Origin of the sequence: Brucella tritici (genome assembly GCF_008932285.1) — a bacterium.
Lineage (GTDB): Bacteria > Pseudomonadota > Alphaproteobacteria > Rhizobiales > Rhizobiaceae > Brucella > Brucella tritici.
The window spans coordinates 82,300-100,527 of record NZ_WBVY01000008.1 but is presented as its reverse complement, the minus strand read 5'-3'; the positions used below and the strand labels follow the sequence as shown (position 1 = coordinate 100,527).

Sequence of the window (18,228 nt, the reverse complement as noted above, 5' to 3'; positions counted from 1 at the left end):
GGCGAGTATCTTCACATCCAGAAGAAGGAGCGCTTCGGGGCGACTTTTTCAAAAGGGGATGGGGACAGGTTGTCCTTCAGCCAAATCAGAATGCCCAGACCCATTTTTAACTTTGACTGGAGGTCAGAAATGAACATCAAGAGCCTTCTCCTTGGCTCCGCTGCAGCTCTGGTTGCAGCTTCCGGCGCTCAGGCTGCCGACGCAATCGTCGCGCCAGAGCCAGAAGCCGTTGAATATGTCCGCGTCTGCGATGCTTACGGCGCTGGCTTCTTCTACATCCCGGGCACCGAAACCTGCCTGCGTATCCATGGTTATGTTCGTTACGACGCTGCTGCTGGCCGCGACGCTTACGACGGCTCGGATGCCAAGACCTGGCGTAAGAATACGCGCTTCACGCTGCGTACGTCGACCGCTTCGGAAACCGAACTCGGCACCCTCCGCACCTACACTGAAAACCGTTTCAACTTCACGGACGGTTTCCAGGGCGGTCATACGCTGAACTTCGCTTACATCCAGCTCGGTGGCCTGCGCCTCGGTCTCGATGAGTCGGCCTTCCACACCTTCACCGGTTACCTCGGCGACATCATCAACGACGACGTGGTTGCTGCTGGCGTCTACCGCACCAACCTCATCAGCTACACCTTCACCGGCGGCAATGGCTTCTCGGCTATCCTGTCGCTCGAACAGGGTGGCGACGTATATGCAAACCACGACGACTTCATTAACGAAGAAGATGCATTCATCTCGAACCGCATCGACGATTACATGCCGCACGTTGTTGGTGGTCTGAAGTTCGCTCAGGGCTGGGGCTCGATCGCTGCTGTTGCAGCTTACGACGCCAACCTTGAAGAGTGGGCCGGCAAGGTTCGCCTCGACGTCAACGTCACCGACAAGGTTTCGGTCTGGGTACAGGGCGGCTATTCGTCTTATGAAGACGATATCGGCATGTACGGCAACTGGGGTGGCGATTGGGCTGTCTGGGGTGGCGCGAAGTTCGTCGCTTCCGAAAAGGCAACCATCAACGTTCAGGCTGCTTACGAAGACTGGGGCAAGACCGCAGTTGCTGCAAACGTAGCTTATCAGCTGGTTCCTGGTTTCACGATCACCCCGGAAATCAACTACACCCGTTGGGATAGCGATCATCCGGCTCGTCTGGCCGGTGGCAACAAGGATGCCTTCGGCGGCATCATCCGCTTCCAGCGCTCGTTCTAATCAGATCGACGCTTAAGCGAAATGCGCCAACGGGAAACCGTTGGCGCACATCCATTTGAAACATAGCTCACGAATGCGTGAATTTTGATCCTTCAGAGATGGGGATTTCGAAAAGGATCGAAAACCGAGGGGAGTAACGGGGGACGACAGAAAGCTGGGGGCAAACATGGTCTTTTAGAAAGGTCCAATCATGTCTCCGCATAAAGTTAGCTCACTTATCTTGTGTTCTGAGAATTATTTCATTAGTTGTGCGTCTCATATATCAAAGGGGGGCGCGCAATGATCGTCGTTGGGGAAACGAAGATCGACATGGGCGATAAGTTTACGCCGATAGTCGACTACAACTTAAAGTACACATCCAGCAAAAGTCCAAACCACCGGCTTGTTGAACAATTTTCGGTGGCGGAACTGACGGGGAAATATATCAACATCCTGTGGGATGATGGGTCACACAAGTATAATGTGAAGTCGTTTCTCGGCGAAATTGACGAGATTTTGAAGGGCGAACGCTTTTCAGGTTTCGATCAGGAAATGCTTGACTCCGTCATCGGGTCGCTCCGTGAGCGCGGCAACAGCAATGCAACCATCAATAGAAAGATGGCTGCGCTAAGCAAGCTGCTGCGAAAGGCGCACAAGATGGGAGATATCTTCAATCTACCGGAATTCGTCCGGCAGAAGGAGCGTGTAGGACGCATTCGATTCCTTGAGTACGAGGAAGAAAAGCGTCTGTTCGCCGCGATCAAGTCGCGCTGTGAAGACAGTTACCGGCTTTCCCTGTTTCTTGTCGACACGGGCTGCCGCCTCGGCGAAGCCATCGGCATTACCTGGAACGATATTCAGGATCAGCGGGTTACGTTCTGGCTCACCAAATCAAATCGCAGCCGTACTGTGCCCCTCACCCGTCGTGCCCGCAAAGCGGCACATATTCCGCATGAAAAGCTCAAAGGCCCCTTCTCCATGCTCAATCAGGTCCGGTTCCGCCAGATCTGGAATGAGGCAAAGATGGAAGTTGGTCTTGGTACGGACGATCAGGTCGTTCCGCACATTCTGCGTCATACCTGTGCATCTCGACTGGTTCGCGGTGGCATCGATATTCGTCGTGTTCAGATGTGGCTGGGACACCAGACCCTGCAGATGACCATGCGCTATGCTCATCTTGCGACACATGACCTCGATTCATGCGTGAAAGTGCTTGAAGTCCACTAAAGTGGCTCCAATTAGAATGGAATCGTGAGCTGCTCTATCTCTTTGTTGGCAAGTCTTATCCGATGCGTCGTAGCGGGATAAGAAATCAGTTCAGCGAGCTGATTTCCCTGCGTAGAAGCTGTTTTGTCTTGCAGGAAATACGCTGCAAGGTAGCTCGAAAACTGTAACCAGGTTTTCGGATAAGATCGGGTGCGCGCACATAGTCAGAGCGTCGATCGGTCCAGTCAGATCGAAATGCCCTCTACGCGACTTCGGCACGTTCATATACAGGACTTCATAGCCAGCCTCAGGCGTGGCTGAGGTCATGATCTTTATCGATATTCGGGTTCAGGCCCGAATAGTTTCACCTTGTCTAGCCTTATTGCTCAGCTTTGGCCGGCAGCAAGCGCGATCATTTACTCGCATTATTCAGCCGACGCGGAATCATTGTGATGGCACCGGCGAATACAAGTTGCTATGCCTTTTCCCAGCAGGACAGGCGTTGGTGACTGACGGCATTCTCCAGCCCTTCGATTTGTCCTCATCACATTGTGCAGGACTGAGAATCGACTGGAAATCGCCATGGGATCGCCCCGCCTTACACCGCTCGTCGCAAGCTTACCATCCACCGTTCCTTTTACCGGTCCTGAAACGCTGGAGTTACAGCGGGGAAAACCTTTCAAGGCGCGAATCGGTGCCAATGAGAGCAGTTTTGGTCCAGCACCATCTGTCCTCGAAGCCATTCGGACGGAAGCAAGCGAGATATGGAAGTATGGCGACCCTGAAAACTATGAATTGCGCCACGCCATTGCCGCACATCACAGCGTGAAACCTGAAAACATTATGCCGGGAGCGGGTGTCGATGCCTTGCTCGGATTGGTAGTCAGGCAATATGTTCAGGAAGATGACAGAGTCATCAACTCGCTGGGCGGCTACCCGACCTTCAATTATCACGTTGCCGGTTATGGCGGGAAACTGTCTACTGTTCCTTATATCAACGACAGATCAGACCTCGATGGTCTGCTCGATGCGGCGCGCAAGCAAGATGCCGCAATTCTATATCTCGCCAATCCGGATAATCCGATGGGAACCTGGCATGAAGGTTCGGATATCCAGTCCTTCATCGAGCAGGTTCCTGAAACCACGATGCTCGTTCTGGATGAAGCCTATTGCGAAACGGGACCTGCCTCCGCCTTCCCGCCTTTCGAAACCGACCGGCCGAACATTTTGCGAATGCGTACCTTCTCCAAAGCCTACGGCCTGGCAGGAATTCGGTGCGGTTATGTGGTTGGCAGCGCTGAAGCCATCAAGTCCTTCGACAAGATTCGCGACCATTTCGCAGTGAACCGTCTTGCGCAGGCAGCGGCTATCGCTGCTCTCAAAGATCAGGCTTACCTGCGCGACGTGGTAGCTAAAATAATAGCCGGGCGAGATCGCATCGTCACAATCGCCAAGGCAAACGGCCTTGCAACCGTCCCCTCTGCCACGAATTTTGTCGCCATCGATTGCGGCAAGGACGGAGCATTCGCCACGGCAGTTCTCAACGGCCTGATAGCGCGTGACATCTTCGTGCGCAAACCCGGTGCCCCGATTCTCGACCGCTGTATTCGCGTGAGCGTCGGTATCGATGAACAGCTCGATCTTTTTGAAGCTGCCCTACCTGCAGCTCTAGAGGATGCCCGGAAACATGCAGATACTCGCGAAACTGCCTGAACGGTGGAGCTATAGATGCAGATTCAATCCGATAGTCGGCCCCAGAACGTTCTTTTCAGCACGCTTGCCGGGCTGTGCGGTGCGCTTGCAATCGCTGCTTACGCGGGAGCGGCCCATGGTGGGGCGAACCATCTGGGCAATATTGCTCCGCTTCTTCTCGGCCATGCGCCCGCGTTTCTGGTGTTATCGCTGATCGTGCCTGCCAGCCGCACCGCTTATTTGGGCGGGGTATTACTTGTCGTCGGCCTCACTTTGTTCTGCGGCGATCTCTTCATGCGTGACATGACGGGTGATCGGCTCTTTCCGATGGCTGCACCGACTGGCGGATCATTGATGATTCTCGGTTGGCTCGCCGTCGCAATTACCGGCTGGTTTTCACGAACCAAATAAAAAGGGGCCGAAAGGCCCCTTCTCTCTAAGATTGTCCTGATAGGATCAGGAATTACCCTTCAGGCGCGCGTTGCAGAGGCTGTAATAACCGCCGCCCTTCTGTACCCACTTCAGGCCGCCAAGTGCATTGGCATCCTTCAGGGCATGGTACTGTTCGAGGCAAGTGTGCATACGAGCCTTGCCAGCGGATTCGCTGGAGAATTTTGCTGAAACCGCAATCGGGAACTTCACACCTTTCGGTGCAGCAACCGTTGGTGCTGCCGGTTCGTTGTTGCCATCAGTGCTGAGCGCTACCGGATCTGCACCCGCGCCACACTCGGCCTTGCGGAAATCGTTCCACTTAGCACCATTGTCCGTACCGGCATCCTTGGCAGCCTGATACTTGGCGCTGCACTGCTTCATTGTCAGGCCTTTGGCGCTGCCATCTGCTGCCGGAGCGGCTGCACTCTTGGCTGCCTTTTTGGCTGGAGCGGCAGGTGCAGGAGCTGCGGGAGCCGCGGCGGCATCTGCGCCGTCTCCGCATTGCGCCTTGCGGAAGTCGTTCCACTTCATGTTACCGAGCGTGCCAGCATCCTTGGCCGACTGATACTTCGCGCTACATTCCTTCATCGTCAGCGCGTTGGCAGGCGATGAAAATGCAAACGCAGCGGCACTCATGATAATGGCCGTGCCAGCCATAGCTGTGATGGATCGAATAGACATCTTGTCACTCCCTGTCGAATGCAGCCTTTCGATCGCGTGGCGTGCTTTGTGCCTTGCGATCTTGCTAATATAGAGGAACGGGAGATGTCATCGTTGCTCTGACCCGTTCCGCTTATACGTCGACCTTGCGCTTCGCAAAGTTGACTGTCAATCATTTGGTCAATATTACCCTCAGCTCCAATACAAATTTTCTAACGGGCTTTCTTTGCTCGTTATGGCCATGCAGGTGCCATGAAGTAAAATTATAGTACTTCCTACCTCATGTCCGATTTTTATTCGAACAGAGTTAAAATCCTGGGGCGGTGCAGATGACAAAGCGGATCATGATCATTGGCGGCGCCGGTTCAGGAAAATCAAGCCTCGCGCGTGCGCTAGGCGAGGTTACCGGCTTACCGGTCGTTCATATCGATACCCTCTACTGGCAGCCCGGTTGGACGATGCGATCACGTGACGAGATCGGTCGCCTCACCAAGGAAGCGGCAAATCAGGACAGATGGATATTCGAGGGCAATCATAGCGAAACTATGAATTACCGAGCCTTGCGGGCAGATATGCTTATTTTTCTCGATATATCGACCATGCGTCGCCTGTGGCGTGTACTGAAAAGAACGGTAATCCACTACGGACGCTCGCGCCCGGATATGGCGGAAGGTTGCGTGGAGCGTTTTGACTGGGATTTTCTGAAATGGGTGGCTGGCTATCGCAAGAACGGCCGTATTCGTGCGCTGAGCTTTCTGGAGAAGGCGCCTCAACATCTTTCCAAGCACCATTTGCGCAGTCCGGATGATGTGAAACGCTTTCTCGCGCAGATGGCGCGCGAAATAAAATAAAACAATCGGCCTTCCCGATTGCGATAAATCCACAAAGAGGACCATGAAATAACAATATTTCAAGCCGTGCGCTGCATCGCAAGGGCTGTTATATTTAGTTGTCTCCCAAGACTTTACGCTGCGTGCTATGGCCCAATTATCTGCACAGCGCGAATGCATGACATGCCGGAACTCGTTCCGGCACCGTAATCTTTTTGCCGGATTGCCGGCTTCTCGCTGTTCTGGAGTTTCCACGTGGCCGATATCACTGATAACGCCGCTGCCCTTATTGATGCGCCGAAAGCTGCTGCATTCGACCGTCACCGCCTCTATGAAGATGCGATGGCGATGCTGATCGGCACATCCTTCATTGCACTTGGCATTACGCTTTACAGCCAGGCGATGCTAATGACTGGCAGCACCGCCGGTATCGCCCTTCTCATCCAGTATGCAACAGGCACTGAATTCGGATTGCTCTATTTCCTGATCAATCTGCCATTCTATTATTTTGCCGTGCGTCGAATGGGGTGGGCTTTTACGATCAGAACATTCGTCGCAGTGGCCATGATGTCGGGCTTTGCGCGACTGATGCCCTTGAGTGTCGACTTCTCAAGCGTCAATCCGCTTTTCGCCGCACTCATGGGCGGTACCTTGATGGGTATGGGTGTACTCGCACTCTTCCGGCATCGTTCCGGTGTCGGCGGCGTCAATATATTGGCGCTCTATCTGCAAGATGCCTATGGCATAAGAGCCGGCTGGTTTCAGCTCGGCCTCGATATCCTAATTATGCTGGTCTCGCTGTTCTTTATCCCGTGGGAAAATATGGCACTTTCCCTCATCGGCGCGATTGCCATGAATCTTATCATTGCAATCAATCACAAACCGGGTCGGTATCTCGGTATAAGCTGAGAAAACAAAAAGCCGCCTTCGAAGGCGGCTTTTCTCACAAATGACTGTTGGTCACTCAGTGGGCGGTCATCCACTCGCGTGCGTCGCGCAACGCTGCTGCCAGTTCGCCCTTGCTCATCGTGGCAGCCACCTGATTACGCATACGGGCCGCCTTCTCGCTGCCTCGGATGGCGGCAATGTTCAGCCATTTGTGGGCCTGCACCACGTCGATCTCGCAATCGCGACCGATGGCAAATTTCATGCCCATTTCCAGAAGAATGCGATCCTGCGCGATTGCGTTGTTCTTATTCGTAAAGCTCTGAAACTGTGCCATTTTCTTTTGTCCCTGTTAAATCCCGAGAACCGTCCGGTCTTTATTTCAAAGCCTGATTTCGTTGCTTCGAAACTGCCGTCTCTGTCGTTCCGTTCATGCTCTCAAATCTACGGGAAAGGATTGAAATGCGCGTTAAACCAGATGCTTAACGAGCAACCAACAAAATCCGAACAAGGGGTAAACTTGGGATTTTGTTAAACATGCAAGTGCCGCCGATTGCTGGATTTTCGTAAAAATTCGATTCAAATCCGCATGATTGAACGAAACCAGTTGCTAACTATAGACAACATTCGAACGCGGGCGTGTGTGTACAAAGGGCAGTGTTTCATGTGCCGAGCACGACACAAATATCCCTCTTCCGCTTCGCCAGAAACTGGTTTACGTTTACGTTTGCGTAAGTTTGACGGATGGTCGAGGAGGCTTCCGTCTTAAACTTCAGAACGCATCACAGCGGTTTCATCGTTGCGACCGGCAAAGCCGGGACTGGCGGCGATTTGGGAGGAAAGAATGATCCGCACACTTATTCTTGGAATGACGCTTGCAGCCACCTTTGCCGCACCCGCCCTCGCCGAGGAAGGGATTGTCGGCACGTGGAAGCGTCCGAACGGCACGATCATCAGCTATGCAGCATGCGGCGCCAACAAGTTCTGCGGTACGGTGCAGACCGGCGAATACAAGGGCAAGTCCATCGGCACGATGTCCGGCACCGGGGGCAGCTATAAGGGTGAGGTCAACAAGCTTGACGAAGGCAAAACCTATACCGGCAAGGCCAGTGTCAAGGGCAATACGCTTTCACTCTCCGGCTGCGTGATGGGCGGACTGATCTGCAAGAGCGAAAGCCTAGCGCGCCAGTAATATCCAGCGCGGCGGAATCAAAAAGGGCGGCTCCAGACCGCCCTTTCTTTCATCGCTTATTCAGCGTGCCTTCTGACCGAAGAGAATCTTGTGTTCCTCTTCCTTGTTCATGGACGCATTTGCGCGTTCACGTTCTTCTTTGCCGACCACGAGACCGCGCTGCACCGCAGGGCGCGCATTCATCGTCTGATGCCAGCGCTTCAGGTTCGGGAAGTCATCCAGGTTCTGGTCATAATTCTTGTAGGCATTAATCCAGCCAATGGAGGCCATGTCGGCAATGGAGTATTCGCCTGCGATATATTCCTTGCCTTCAAGTTGCCTGTTCAGGACGCCGTAGAGGCGGTTGACCTCATTGGTATAGCGGTCGATGCCGTATTGGACTTTTTCCTGAGCATAGATACGGAAATGCCCGGCCTGTCCAGACATCGGGCCTAGTCCACCCATCTGCCACATCAGCCATTCATCAACGGCGACACGCTTGCGTTCATCGGTCGGGTAGAACTTACCGAACTTCCGCCCGAGATATTGCAGGATTGCTCCGGACTCGAACACTGAGATCGGTTCGCCGCCCGGCCCTTCCGGATCGATAATCGCGGGCATACGGTTATTTGGAGCGATCTTCAAAAAGTCAGGCTGAAACTGATCGCCCTTGCCGATATTGATATATTTGACCTCGTAGGGAACGCCCAGTTCTTCCAGCATGATGCTGATCTTGAAGCCATTCGGCGTGGGCCAATAATACAATTCGATGGGCTTGGTCTGTTCGGCCATGGGTTCTCTCCCGCTGATCCTGAAATTGCGCGGGGCGTGTTCCCGCATTCCAATGATGGGAAACATAAGACCCTTTCGGGCGGGCACAAGAGCCACTTGTGGCAATAAACGGAACATCAATATTTTTGAACACCGCATGAACGACGCTCTCAGGGACGGTTCAGGCGCTATCGCTAGATTGAATAGGGAGAACAGAAATCAGAACGGCTTTGGGGGTCAACCGGTATGCTTCGTCGTTTAACAATTGTCTGCTTGATGATCGCTGGCTTTGCCGCAGTCGCCAGCATTTTCGTTGACCAGAGATATAACGTCTACCGGGATCAGCCGGTGATTGGACCTGTCGCAGCATTCACCCAGAAGCCTGCTGGAGAACGGCCATGAAAAGAACCCGGATCATAGCCACAATCGCCCTTCGGGTTTTCCTTTTTACAGCCATTTTCACCGGCCCGGCAGCGACCTTTGCCTATACGCAGATTGGCCAGCATTCCCAGATGAGCGGCGTCGGCCTCGTACTTTATGTAAGCCTGCAACGCGTCGCATAAACTGGGTCATATACCAGTCATGGACTCTGCTATACTAGGTCATGACACAGCGAATCGAACATCCATTTCTGACCGAGATCAAAACACCCCCGACCGTTGACCCGGAGGTTTTCAACGACGCCGGTGCGGCGGTTGCCGCCTTGCAAAAGCTATATGATCGCAACACGGCTTTCCTGCGCGATGCGTTCGAGAAGGTTGCCCGTGGCGAAGTTCCGCCGCAGCGCTATCGCGCTTATTATCCCGAAATCTGTCTGTCCACATCGAGCTTCGCGCATGTGGATTCGCGGCTGGCCTATGGCCATGTCTCGACGCCAGGCGATTATTCCGCAAACATCACGCGGCCCGATCTGTTCGACCATTATCTCACCGAGCAGATTCGTCTCCTGATGCGCAATCACGGTGTGACCGTGACGGTGAAAGAGTCCTCAACGCCGATCCCGATCCATTTCGCCTTCAAGGAAGGCACTTATGTAGAGGCATCTGTCGCCAATGCCTTCACGCATCCGCTACGTGATCTATTCGACGTGCCCGATCTGGCGGCAACCGACGACAAGATCGTCAATGCCGATTTCGAGCCCGCCCCCGGCGAACCGATGCCGCTTGCGCCATTCACTGCCCAGCGCGTCGATTATTCACTGCATCGGCTGGCGCACTACACGGCGACAAGCCCGGCGCATTTCCAGAACTTCGTGCTGTTCACCAACTACCAGTTCTATATGGACGAGTTCTGCGCCTATGCCCGCGAATTGATGGCAGAAGGCGGCGGCGGTTATGAACAGTTCGTTGAACCGGGCAATCTGATTACGCGCGCGGGCGAGACCGAACCAAGCAGTGGCAGCCCTCTACCTCGCCTGCCCCAGATGCCAGCCTACCACCTGCAACGGGGCGACCATTCGGGCATCACGATGGTCAATATTGGCGTAGGCCCGTCCAATGCCAAGACCATAACCGACCATATTGCGGTGCTTCGCCCTCACGCATGGCTTATGCTCGGTCACTGCGCTGGCCTTCGCAACAGCCAGCAGCTTGGCGATTATGTCCTGGCACACGCCTATATGCGTGAAGACCATGTTCTCGACGACGATCTGCCTGTCTGGGTGCCGTTGCCAGCACTTGCTGAAATTCAGGTTGCGCTGGAAGAGGCCGTCGAGGAAGTCACCGGTCTGGAAGGCTACGATCTGAAACAGATCATGCGTACCGGCACGGTCGCAACCATCGACAACCGTAACTGGGAACTGCGCGACCAGCGCGGCCCGGTGCAACGCCTCTCACAGGCACGCGCTGTCGCGCTTGATATGGAATCCGCGACAATTGCGGCCAATGGTTTCCGTTTCCGTGTGCCTTACGGCACCCTGCTCTGTGTTTCCGACAAGCCGCTGCACGGCGAACTGAAACTGCCGGGCATGGCGACCGAATTCTACAAGCGGCAAGTGGCGCAGCATCTGCGCATCGGCATCCGCGCGATGGAAAAAATCGCGGCCATGCCAGATGAGCGGCTGCATTCCCGCAAGCTCCGCAGCTTCTACGAAACGGCTTTCCAGTGACGTTAAGGGAGTAGGGGAATAAGGGAGTAAGGCAGTATGTTGGTTAGCAACAGATGATGCTCTTAACATACTCCCTTATTCCCCTACTGCCCTATTGCCTTCGCTTCCATTATCGCGCCGTATTCAATAGCTAGAGGCATTTCATGTCGAAAAGCCGTGAAAACCTTTCATTCCTGTTGTTGCTGGCTGCTGTCGCTCTGTCGGTTCCGCTCGTGCTCGGATTTCTTGGGGCGGTACATCCCGCACTGGATTCCTTTTCGCATTTTCGAGCCCACCTCGCCGTCTTGCTGGCAGTGCTGACCGTTCCCTTGCTTTTCACCAAAATGCGGCGCGAGGCAGCGATGCTTCTGCTTTTTGCCGTTATGGCTCTCAGTACGACCGTCGGCGCTGCACGCGACTTCCTGAGCGGCTCCACAGGTGCACAGGCGCAGGAACAAGGCGGGGCGCGCTACAGCCTCGTCCAGATCAATTTGCGCGAAGACAATCCCGAACCGAAACGCATTCTCCAGATGATTGCGCGAGAAAAGCCTGACGTCATCACCTATGAGGAAGCGAGTGAGCAATGGACAAAATGGCTCACTATCCTCCAGGGTTCCTACCCCTACCACCTCAATTGTGCTGACGATCCCAACACATGGGGCGTGGGCATCCTGTCGAAGCGGCCTTTCAGCGAAGATGCACAGACGGCCTGCGTCGGCGATGGTTTGCTCGCAATTGCGCCAATCAATTTCGGCGGAACGACCGTGCATGTCGCAGCACTGCACTTTTCATGGCCATGGCCACGCTGGCAGCCTTATCAACTCCGCTACATCGAACCGGAACTGCAGAAGCTGAAAGGTCCTCTGGTCGTCGCCGGTGATTTCAATGCGGCACCGTGGAGCAATGCCGTTCGTCGTGTCGAACATGCCACCGGCACCCGTCATATGACCGGTATCGGCGGCACGTGGATGACGCACCTGCTGCCTGTTACGCTGGCGCCCTATATCGGCCTGCCGATTGATCAGATACTCGTAAGCCCCGAAATCGGAGGGGCGAAGGTTTCGGCACGTGAAGATGCTGGCTCCGATCATCTGCCGGTGCGGCTCGATTTTTCCGTTCCGCCGCCCGTTCGGCCAGATGAAGAAGAACCGGAAACCCAATCCGTCATGCTTCAATAAAAAAGGCGGTTCCAGACCGCCTTTTTCTTTTACATGTTTACGTAAACAGGCCCCTCGCCGCCTTGTGGCGGCACCCAGTTGATGTTCTGGTTCGGGTCCTTGATATCGCAAGTCTTGCAGTGCACGCAGTTCTGCGCATTGATGACAAACCGCACGTCCTTTGCCTGCGGATCGGCGGCAGAGTTGCCGTCGGCATCCACCCATTCATAAACACCCGCAGGGCAGTAACGTGTCGACGGACCGGCAAAGATGTCGTGTTCAGACGTCTGCTGCAATTTCATGTCACGGACCTGAAGATGCACAGGCTCATTCTCGTCATGGTTCGTGTTCGACAGGAACACCGACGACAGACGGTCGAACGTCAGAACGCCATCCGGCTTCGGATAGTCGATCTTTGCGTGTTTCGCAGCTGGCTCAAGTGACTGCGCATCAGTCTTGCCGTGCTTCAGCGTTCCGAAGATGGAGAAGCCGAAAAGCTGGTTGGTCCACATGTCGAGACCGCCGAGCGCCACGCCAGCAATCGTGCCGAACTTCGACCACAGCGGCTTGACGTTACGCACGCGCTCGAGATCCTTGCCAATCAGGCTCGAACGCCAATTGTTCTCGATCTCAACCGGCTCGTCATTGGAGCGGCCTGCGGCAATTGCCTCGGCGATCTTGTCGGCAGCGAGAATGCCGGAAAGAACCGCATTGTGGCTGCCCTTGATGCGCGGCACGTTGACCAGGCCAGCCGAGCAACCGATGAGTGCTCCGCCCGGAAACGAAAGCTTCGGCACCGACTGGAAACCGCCTTCGGTAATCGCACGTGCGCCATAGGAAAGACGCTTGCCACCCTCGAAGACATCCTTGATGGCCGGATGCGTCTTGAAACGCTGGAATTCTTCAAACGGCGACAGATACGGGTTCTTGTAGTTGAGGTGCAGCACAAAGCCGACCGCAACCATATTGTCCTCGAGATGATAGAGGAACGACCCGCCGCCGGTCTTCATGTCGAGCGGCCAGCCGAAGGAGTGCTGAACCAGACCCGGCTTGTGCCTGGAAGGATCGACCTGCCACAATTCCTTGAGCCCGATACCGTATTTCGCCGGTTCGCGGCCCTCGTCGAGCTTGAATTTCGAGATCAGCTGCTTAGCAAGCGAACCGCGCGCGCCTTCGCCGACCAGCGTATACTTGCCGAGCAGCGCCATGCCGCGTGTATAGTTCGGACCATGTGTTCCGTCACGCTCGACACCCATATCGCCAGTGGCGACGCCGATGACTGCGCCCTCGTCGTTGTAGAGCACTTCGGTTGCTGCAAAGCCCGGATAGATTTCCACGCCAAGTTCTTCGGCCTTGGTGCCGAGCCAACGGCAGACATTGCCCAGAGACACAATGTAATTGCCATGATTGCTCATCAGAGGCGGCATGGCGAAATTCGGCAGGCGCACGGAACCTGCGGGCCCCAGCACGAGGAAATGATCGGCTGTCACGGGCGTCCTGAAGGGGTGCCCCTCCTCCTCGCGCCAGCCCGGCAGAAGCTGGTCGATACCTACCGGATCAACGACAGCGCCAGAAAGAATATGCGCTCCGACTTCCCCACCCTTTTCGAGGACGACGACGGAAAGTTCGGGATTCGCCTGTTTCAAGCGGATTGCCGCAGCAAGGCCAGCAGGACCCGCGCCGACGATCACAACGTCGAATTCCATGCTCTCGCGTTCGGGAAGCTCCTGGTTTGCATATTCTGGGGCTTCAGACATTCATCCCTCCGTCCGGTGTAACATCGTCTTCTCACTAAGGTAGCCCAGACGACGCATCCAATTGTTTTTGTGCATGATCTAATCGCGAATACCCATGAACCGACTGCCTGTCAGCACTGATGGTATGGAAAGATCTGCCGTTTCCCCGTAATCTGCCTTACCCTGTCGCAGAGTTGGAGACTGTCGCAAATGCGTCCAATTGTCCAAAACAGGCGTCCTACGTCCACATACTCATTTACTTTAACGTAAACGTCAAATATATTCCATTCAAGAAGCTGCGATGAGGATTTGTTCTTGGTGATGGAAGAAGCACAACTTCACGGCATGTCGCAATTATATCCAAATCTCATGCCCGAATGCTGGTTCCGATTGGACACTGAAAAATTCGGAACACACCCGAAAGGTGTGAAACGGTTTCAGGCCAAGACGCGCATTAATATAACAGAAAAGTTCACCAATACCCGTGAGCATCAATATGCCCCCGGTACGCACTTGATCTGATCTTTAGATAAAGATGAAATGCTGCGTATTTATTGCTCTTTTCCAAATTTAATAATTATTGTATACTCAATACGTTTAATAAATATGGATGATATAATGAATAGTTACACTAAAAAAATTATTTTTATTCTTTCTTTAACTATTTCAACTGCCACACCGACTTTGGTAAATGCCAAAAGCTTTAAAGAGAAAGTCTGTGAAGGCTATTCACAGAATTATAATCCCACCAGTTATAAAGATGGGCAAACCGGAGCATGGCTAGGAACCTTGCTCGGAAAAGTCGTTTTCGGCTGCTGGAAAAGCAGATAAATCTAGTCGGGGTCGGATATATACCGACCCCGTCCAACAAATTAATTTATGCGCATCAGAATGGGTTTTGGTCTGAGTGTTTCAGATTGGTTCCCTAATCGTTTTTGACGCATACCTTATCCAAAACCAGTATCAGACAGTTACTGACAAATACTCCAAATCCAAACTGGGCTCTTGCATTCACCCGCAAAATTCGCCACCTCAGAGGTGAGGTAGATAATGGCTGTTAATCGCGAAACGCTGGATATTGAAGGTTTGCTCCGCTTCTATGCGGAAGCAGGCGTTGACATGCCGCTTTCCGAAACGCCGTTAGACCGGTTTGCGGAGCCTCAGCGCCCTGCTCCTTCGCAGCCAACGGCTCAAATGTCGAATACGCCTGAGCGCGCCCGGCAGCAACAACCGCGTCCGGCCCCGACACCCGCCCCCACCAGCAGGCCTGTTCAAGCCGCAGCCGACCTTCCCGACACGGCGCAGATTGCGATCGCACGCGAAGCGGCGGCACAGGCTTCGACGCTGGAGGAATTGCGGGAGAAGCTCGCTGCATTCGACGGCTGCAACTTGAAATTCACGGCGAAGAACCTTTGTTTCGCCGATGGCGATCCGTCATCCGACATCATGTTCATCGGTGAAGCGCCCGGACGGGACGAGGATATGGAAGGATTGCCGTTTGTCGGAAAATCCGGACAGCTTCTCAATCGCATGATCGAATCCATCGGCCTGAAGCGAGAAAGCGTTTATATCGCCAACACGATCCCGTGGCGTCCGCCCGGCAACCGCACGCCGACGCCGCTTGAGACGGAACTATGCCGGCCATTCATCGAACGACAGATCGAGCTTGCTGCGCCGAAAGTTCTGGTCGCATTGGGCGGACCTGCGGGCAAGGCACTCACCGGCGCGACGGAAGGTATCCTTCGGCTACGCGGCAACTGGAAGATTCATCGTACGCCCAACGGCCTCGAAATTCCCGTCATGCCGACCCTGCACCCAGCCTACCTTCTGCGAACGCCGGCGCAAAAGCGGTTTGCATGGCGCGATTTTCTGGCTGTGAAGCTGAAATTGGCCGAATTGATTAGTTGAAATCTCCGTAGTTCAGTGGCATCGGCAGGCGGCGTAGGCGGTATTGTCACCAACATGCCGCAAACTTGTTCTATTTCGCCGCTTGCCAAACCGCCTTTCGGCGACAAGTAGCCCTAAATTCAGATTCCCCATGGGATTTCACTGTGGAGTTTTTCATGGCTGGCCAGCTCCTGCCCATAGCCGCTTTGCTTGCAAGCACCTTTCTGATGCTGCTTGCCGGTGGCCTCGCGGGTATTCTTCTGCCCCTGCGTGGCGGCATGGAAGGCTGGTCGACCACGACCATCGGCTGGATGGGTACGAGCTATTCTCTCGCCTTCACGATCGGCTGCATCGTGGTGCCGCATCTGGTGCGGCGCGTTGGGCATGTGCGCGTCTTCTCCTCGCTGGCGACGCTGCTTTCGATGGCGCTACTGTTCCATGCATTGGTCGTCAATCCCGTCGCATGGATGATCTTCCGTGGCGTTGCAGGTTTTTCGCTCGCAGGCAGCTACATGATTATCGAAAGCTGGCTGAATGAGCGTGTGACCAATGAATCGCGCGGCCGCATCTTCTCGATCTATATGATTATCACCATGCTCGGACTGTTGTGCGGACAGTACATCCTGCCGTTCGGCGATGCGGGGACGCAGACGCTCTTCATCATTTGCGCCATCATCTATGCAAGCGCACTGCTTCCAACCGCCCTCTCAAGTGCACAGTCGCCCAACCCGCTGACGCAGGTTTCGCTCGATCTGAAGGGACTTTACCGGCGGTCGCCTGCTGCGGCTGTCGGCTCGCTGATTGCAGGTATCGTTGCAGGCACCTGGAACTTTCTCGCCGCGATTTACGGCGAGATGAACGGCCTTTCGACCTTCGGCATCGCCACAATGCTTGCCTGCGCCATGGTCGGCGGCGCGATCTTCCAGTACCCGCTCGGACGGGGATCGGACTTCGTTGATCGTCGCTATGTCATGGTGATCGCCGGTGTCACCGGCTTTGCCTTGTCGATGGTGATGGTGCTGTTCCATCCCACTTCGCCCTATGCGCTTTACGCCATGATGTTTCTGTTCGGTTCGGTGATTTATCCGATCTACAGTCTCAACGTCGCTCACGCCAATGACTATGCGGATGCCAGCGAATTCGTAAAAGTCTCTGGCGGCTTGCTGATTATTTACGGCGTGGGCAGCGTCATCGGACCTGCTCTTTCCGGCCCGTTGATGGATCTGATTGGCGCATCAGGCTTCTTCGTAACCATGGCCATTGCCTACGGCTTATACGGCCTGCATGCCTTCTGGCGCATCCGTCGCTTCGAACGCCCGGCCATCAGCGACCAGAAGACCGAATACAAGTTCCATACGCCGGACGGCCAGTCCACGCCGGAAACCATGCAGCTTGATCCTCGTGCAGAGGGCGCACCCGGTCAAAGCTGAATTCATTGTGTCTGCGGTGCGTTCACCTTGTGGGGCGCAATCGAAAGCTTGTGCTCACGGTAAATGATGAAACCGCCCGCCGCCATAACGATGGCGCTGCCGGCCAGCATTTCGAAAGTCGGGATATCGCCGAACAGCAAAAATCCGATGGCAAGTCCCAGCAGCATCGAAGTGTATTCGAAGGGAGCAATCGTCGACATCGGCGCATGGCGATAGCACTCGGTCAGAAGAATCTGGCCGACGCCCCCGGCAAAACCAGCACCGACCAGCATGGCAAGCTGCGACCAGTTCGGCACGATCCAGCCAAAAGGAAAGCTCACCAAGGAGATGACGCTCGCGGATATGGAAAAGTAGATCACGATGGTCGAGGTGCGTTCCGTCTGCACGAGGCGACGTACAAGCATCATCGCCACCGCAGACAAGATAGCCGCGCCAAGAGCGGCGAACGCACCCATGGCCTCGTCATGCCCCATGCTGCCGCCGGAGAACACCGTCAGCCGCGGCCAGATGATGACCATCACACCACCAAGCCCGATGAGAACCGCGCTCCAGCGATAAAATCGCACGACTTCATGCAGGATGACCGCGCCAAGAATGACGGTAATCAGTGGTGAAGCGTAGTTGATCGCGATTGCTTCGGGCAGCGGCAGCTTGGTGAGAGCGAAAAAGCTCATCGACATGGAACAGACGCCCACCAGCCCACGCCAGAAATGGCTGAAACCGTTCTGGGTGCGGAACACGCCGGAAAGCTGCCCGCGCCACCCCAGATAGACCAGTATCGCGAAGATTGCGAAGAATGACCGGAAAAAGATCAACTGACCGACAGGCACGCCTTCAGCCGCCTTCAGCAAGGTAGACATGGCGACAAAAACGGCAACGGAAGCGATTTTGAGACCGATGCCGAGCATCGGGTTGGTTTCAAGATGGGCAGCCTCGACAGGCGCGCTCGTATGAGCGTTCACAACGCAATTCCTTAAAAACACAAAGCGCAGGTTCGCCCAAAATATTCGAGCGCCTGTTTTCTTATTCCTGTTTGTGAGACAGCACCAGTAGCACAAAGGTTCCGCTGAAAATTATTTGGCAAAGTGTCTGTC

General features: G+C 54.7%; 20 protein-coding genes. 15 read left to right on the top strand and 5 right to left on the bottom strand.

The window, feature by feature from the left end:
- The first annotated feature begins 129 nt into the window (after positions 1-129).
- From F9K94_RS22470 to F9K94_RS22455, 4 genes are all read left to right on the top strand, one after another.
- Positions 130-1,212, top strand: a complete 1,083-nt coding sequence (locus F9K94_RS22470) for a porin (protein ID WP_151648729.1) — start codon at positions 130-132, stop codon at positions 1,210-1,212.
- Positions 1,213-1,491: 279 nt separating this feature from the next.
- Complete coding sequence (locus F9K94_RS22465) at positions 1,492-2,418, top strand: tyrosine-type recombinase/integrase (protein WP_151648727.1); 927 nt, start codon at positions 1,492-1,494, stop codon at positions 2,416-2,418.
- A gap of 561 nt (positions 2,419-2,979) precedes the next feature.
- Positions 2,980-4,110, top strand: a complete 1,131-nt coding sequence (locus F9K94_RS22460; RefSeq protein WP_151648725.1) for a pyridoxal phosphate-dependent aminotransferase — start codon at positions 2,980-2,982, stop codon at positions 4,108-4,110.
- 15 nt (positions 4,111-4,125) lie between these two features.
- Positions 4,126-4,500, top strand: a complete 375-nt coding sequence (locus tag F9K94_RS22455; protein WP_061347268.1) for a DUF423 domain-containing protein — start codon at positions 4,126-4,128, stop codon at positions 4,498-4,500.
- A gap of 45 nt (positions 4,501-4,545) precedes the next feature.
- Here the strand turns inward: F9K94_RS22455 and F9K94_RS22450 are convergent, their stop codons facing one another.
- The gene (locus tag F9K94_RS22450) at positions 4,546-5,202 is read right to left on the bottom strand and encodes an antifreeze protein (RefSeq protein WP_151648723.1); all 657 of its coding nucleotides are present in this window, start codon (positions 5,200-5,202) and stop codon (positions 4,546-4,548) included.
- Between the two features lie 308 nt (positions 5,203-5,510).
- Between F9K94_RS22450 and F9K94_RS22445 the strand changes: the two genes are divergently transcribed.
- Both F9K94_RS22445 and F9K94_RS22440 read left to right on the top strand, forming a co-directional pair.
- The gene (locus tag F9K94_RS22445) at positions 5,511-6,032 is read left to right on the top strand and encodes a P-loop NTPase family protein (RefSeq protein ID WP_061347266.1); all 522 of its coding nucleotides are present in this window, start codon (positions 5,511-5,513) and stop codon (positions 6,030-6,032) included.
- A gap of 234 nt (positions 6,033-6,266) precedes the next feature.
- Positions 6,267-6,920 carry a YitT family protein gene (locus tag F9K94_RS22440; protein ID WP_109987947.1) on the top strand — a complete coding sequence of 218 codons (654 nt, stop codon included), beginning with the start codon at positions 6,267-6,269 and terminating at the stop codon, positions 6,918-6,920.
- A gap of 55 nt (positions 6,921-6,975) precedes the next feature.
- On the opposite strand, the gene F9K94_RS22435 is transcribed toward F9K94_RS22440, so the two are convergent.
- Positions 6,976-7,233: a sel1 repeat family protein gene (locus F9K94_RS22435; protein WP_061347264.1), complete on the bottom strand. Its 258-nt coding sequence runs from the start codon at positions 7,231-7,233 to the stop codon at positions 6,976-6,978.
- Between the two features lie 507 nt (positions 7,234-7,740).
- Here F9K94_RS22435 and F9K94_RS22430 point away from each other — a divergent pair.
- A complete protein-coding gene (locus tag F9K94_RS22430) occupies positions 7,741-8,088 on the top strand; it encodes a DUF2147 domain-containing protein (protein ID WP_061347263.1) in 348 nt (115 codons plus the stop codon).
- 60 nt (positions 8,089-8,148) lie between these two features.
- On the opposite strand, the gene F9K94_RS22425 is transcribed toward F9K94_RS22430, so the two are convergent.
- Entirely contained in the window at positions 8,149-8,859 is a 711-nt protein-coding gene (locus F9K94_RS22425; protein ID WP_151648722.1) for a glutathione binding-like protein, read from the bottom strand.
- Positions 8,860-9,084: 225 nt separating this feature from the next.
- Between F9K94_RS22425 and F9K94_RS24530 the strand changes: the two genes are divergently transcribed.
- From F9K94_RS24530 to F9K94_RS22415, 4 genes are all read left to right on the top strand, one after another.
- Positions 9,085-9,240 carry a hypothetical protein gene (locus F9K94_RS24530; protein WP_167522242.1) on the top strand — a complete coding sequence of 52 codons (156 nt, stop codon included), beginning with the start codon at positions 9,085-9,087 and terminating at the stop codon, positions 9,238-9,240.
- Positions 9,237-9,401, top strand: a complete 165-nt coding sequence (locus F9K94_RS24525) for a hypothetical protein (RefSeq protein WP_192799563.1) — start codon at positions 9,237-9,239, stop codon at positions 9,399-9,401. Before F9K94_RS24530 ends, F9K94_RS24525 begins: the two co-directional genes overlap by 4 nt.
- 41 nt (positions 9,402-9,442) lie before the next feature.
- Entirely contained in the window at positions 9,443-10,945 is a 1,503-nt protein-coding gene (locus F9K94_RS22420) for an AMP nucleosidase (RefSeq protein WP_151648720.1), read from the top strand.
- A 143-nt stretch (positions 10,946-11,088) separates the two neighbouring features.
- Entirely contained in the window at positions 11,089-12,102 is a 1,014-nt protein-coding gene (locus F9K94_RS22415; protein ID WP_151648718.1) for an endonuclease/exonuclease/phosphatase family protein, read from the top strand.
- Between the two features lie 29 nt (positions 12,103-12,131).
- On the opposite strand, the gene F9K94_RS22410 is transcribed toward F9K94_RS22415, so the two are convergent.
- Positions 12,132-13,838 (bottom strand): electron transfer flavoprotein-ubiquinone oxidoreductase, encoded by a 1,707-nt coding sequence (locus F9K94_RS22410; protein ID WP_151648715.1) that lies wholly within the window; start codon positions 13,836-13,838, stop codon positions 12,132-12,134.
- Positions 13,839-14,132: 294 nt separating this feature from the next.
- Here F9K94_RS22410 and F9K94_RS22405 point away from each other — a divergent pair, with 294 nt between their 5' ends.
- From F9K94_RS22405 to F9K94_RS22390, 4 genes are all read left to right on the top strand, one after another.
- The gene (locus tag F9K94_RS22405) at positions 14,133-14,339 is read left to right on the top strand and encodes a hypothetical protein (protein WP_151648713.1); all 207 of its coding nucleotides are present in this window, start codon (positions 14,133-14,135) and stop codon (positions 14,337-14,339) included.
- A gap of 96 nt (positions 14,340-14,435) precedes the next feature.
- Positions 14,436-14,648: a hypothetical protein gene (locus tag F9K94_RS22400; RefSeq protein WP_151648711.1), complete on the top strand. Its 213-nt coding sequence runs from the start codon at positions 14,436-14,438 to the stop codon at positions 14,646-14,648.
- Between the two features lie 219 nt (positions 14,649-14,867).
- Entirely contained in the window at positions 14,868-15,725 is an 858-nt protein-coding gene (locus F9K94_RS22395; RefSeq protein ID WP_151648710.1) for a uracil-DNA glycosylase, read from the top strand.
- A 155-nt stretch (positions 15,726-15,880) separates the two neighbouring features.
- Positions 15,881-17,134 carry an MFS transporter gene (locus F9K94_RS22390; RefSeq protein WP_151648708.1) on the top strand — a complete coding sequence of 418 codons (1,254 nt, stop codon included), beginning with the start codon at positions 15,881-15,883 and terminating at the stop codon, positions 17,132-17,134.
- Between the two features lie 2 nt (positions 17,135-17,136).
- On the opposite strand, the gene F9K94_RS22385 is transcribed toward F9K94_RS22390, so the two are convergent.
- Positions 17,137-18,096 (bottom strand): DMT family transporter, encoded by a 960-nt coding sequence (locus F9K94_RS22385; RefSeq protein ID WP_151648706.1) that lies wholly within the window; start codon positions 18,094-18,096, stop codon positions 17,137-17,139.
- Positions 18,097-18,228: the final 132 nt, after the last annotated feature.

What these genes read in the sequence shown, in the direction of transcription:
- F9K94_RS22470 (WP_151648729.1), top strand. Translation starts at nt 130, where the DNA reads ATGAACATCAAGAGCCTTCTCCTTGGCTCCGCTGCAGCTCTGGTTGCA.
- F9K94_RS22465 (WP_151648727.1), top strand. Translation starts at nt 1,492, where the DNA reads ATGATCGTCGTTGGGGAAACGAAGATCGACATGGGCGATAAGTTTACG.
- F9K94_RS22460 (WP_151648725.1), top strand. Translation starts at nt 2,980, where the DNA reads ATGGGATCGCCCCGCCTTACACCGCTCGTCGCAAGCTTACCATCCACC.
- F9K94_RS22455 (WP_061347268.1), top strand. Translation starts at nt 4,126, where the DNA reads ATGCAGATTCAATCCGATAGTCGGCCCCAGAACGTTCTTTTCAGCACG.
- F9K94_RS22450 (WP_151648723.1), bottom strand. Translation starts at nt 5,202, where the DNA reads ATGTCTATTCGATCCATCACAGCTATGGCTGGCACGGCCATTATCATG.
- F9K94_RS22445 (WP_061347266.1), top strand. Translation starts at nt 5,511, where the DNA reads ATGACAAAGCGGATCATGATCATTGGCGGCGCCGGTTCAGGAAAATCA.
- F9K94_RS22435 (WP_061347264.1), bottom strand. Translation starts at nt 7,233, where the DNA reads ATGGCACAGTTTCAGAGCTTTACGAATAAGAACAACGCAATCGCGCAG.
- F9K94_RS22430 (WP_061347263.1), top strand. Translation starts at nt 7,741, where the DNA reads ATGATCCGCACACTTATTCTTGGAATGACGCTTGCAGCCACCTTTGCC.
- F9K94_RS22425 (WP_151648722.1), bottom strand. Translation starts at nt 8,859, where the DNA reads ATGGCCGAACAGACCAAGCCCATCGAATTGTATTATTGGCCCACGCCG.
- F9K94_RS24530 (WP_167522242.1), top strand. Translation starts at nt 9,085, where the DNA reads ATGCTTCGTCGTTTAACAATTGTCTGCTTGATGATCGCTGGCTTTGCC.
- F9K94_RS24525 (WP_192799563.1), top strand. Translation starts at nt 9,237, where the DNA reads ATGAAAAGAACCCGGATCATAGCCACAATCGCCCTTCGGGTTTTCCTT.
- F9K94_RS22420 (WP_151648720.1), top strand. Translation starts at nt 9,443, where the DNA reads ATGACACAGCGAATCGAACATCCATTTCTGACCGAGATCAAAACACCC.
- F9K94_RS22415 (WP_151648718.1), top strand. Translation starts at nt 11,089, where the DNA reads ATGTCGAAAAGCCGTGAAAACCTTTCATTCCTGTTGTTGCTGGCTGCT.
- F9K94_RS22410 (WP_151648715.1), bottom strand. Translation starts at nt 13,838, where the DNA reads ATGTCTGAAGCCCCAGAATATGCAAACCAGGAGCTTCCCGAACGCGAG.
- F9K94_RS22400 (WP_151648711.1), top strand. Translation starts at nt 14,436, where the DNA reads ATGAATAGTTACACTAAAAAAATTATTTTTATTCTTTCTTTAACTATT.
- F9K94_RS22395 (WP_151648710.1), top strand. Translation starts at nt 14,868, where the DNA reads ATGGCTGTTAATCGCGAAACGCTGGATATTGAAGGTTTGCTCCGCTTC.
- F9K94_RS22390 (WP_151648708.1), top strand. Translation starts at nt 15,881, where the DNA reads ATGGCTGGCCAGCTCCTGCCCATAGCCGCTTTGCTTGCAAGCACCTTT.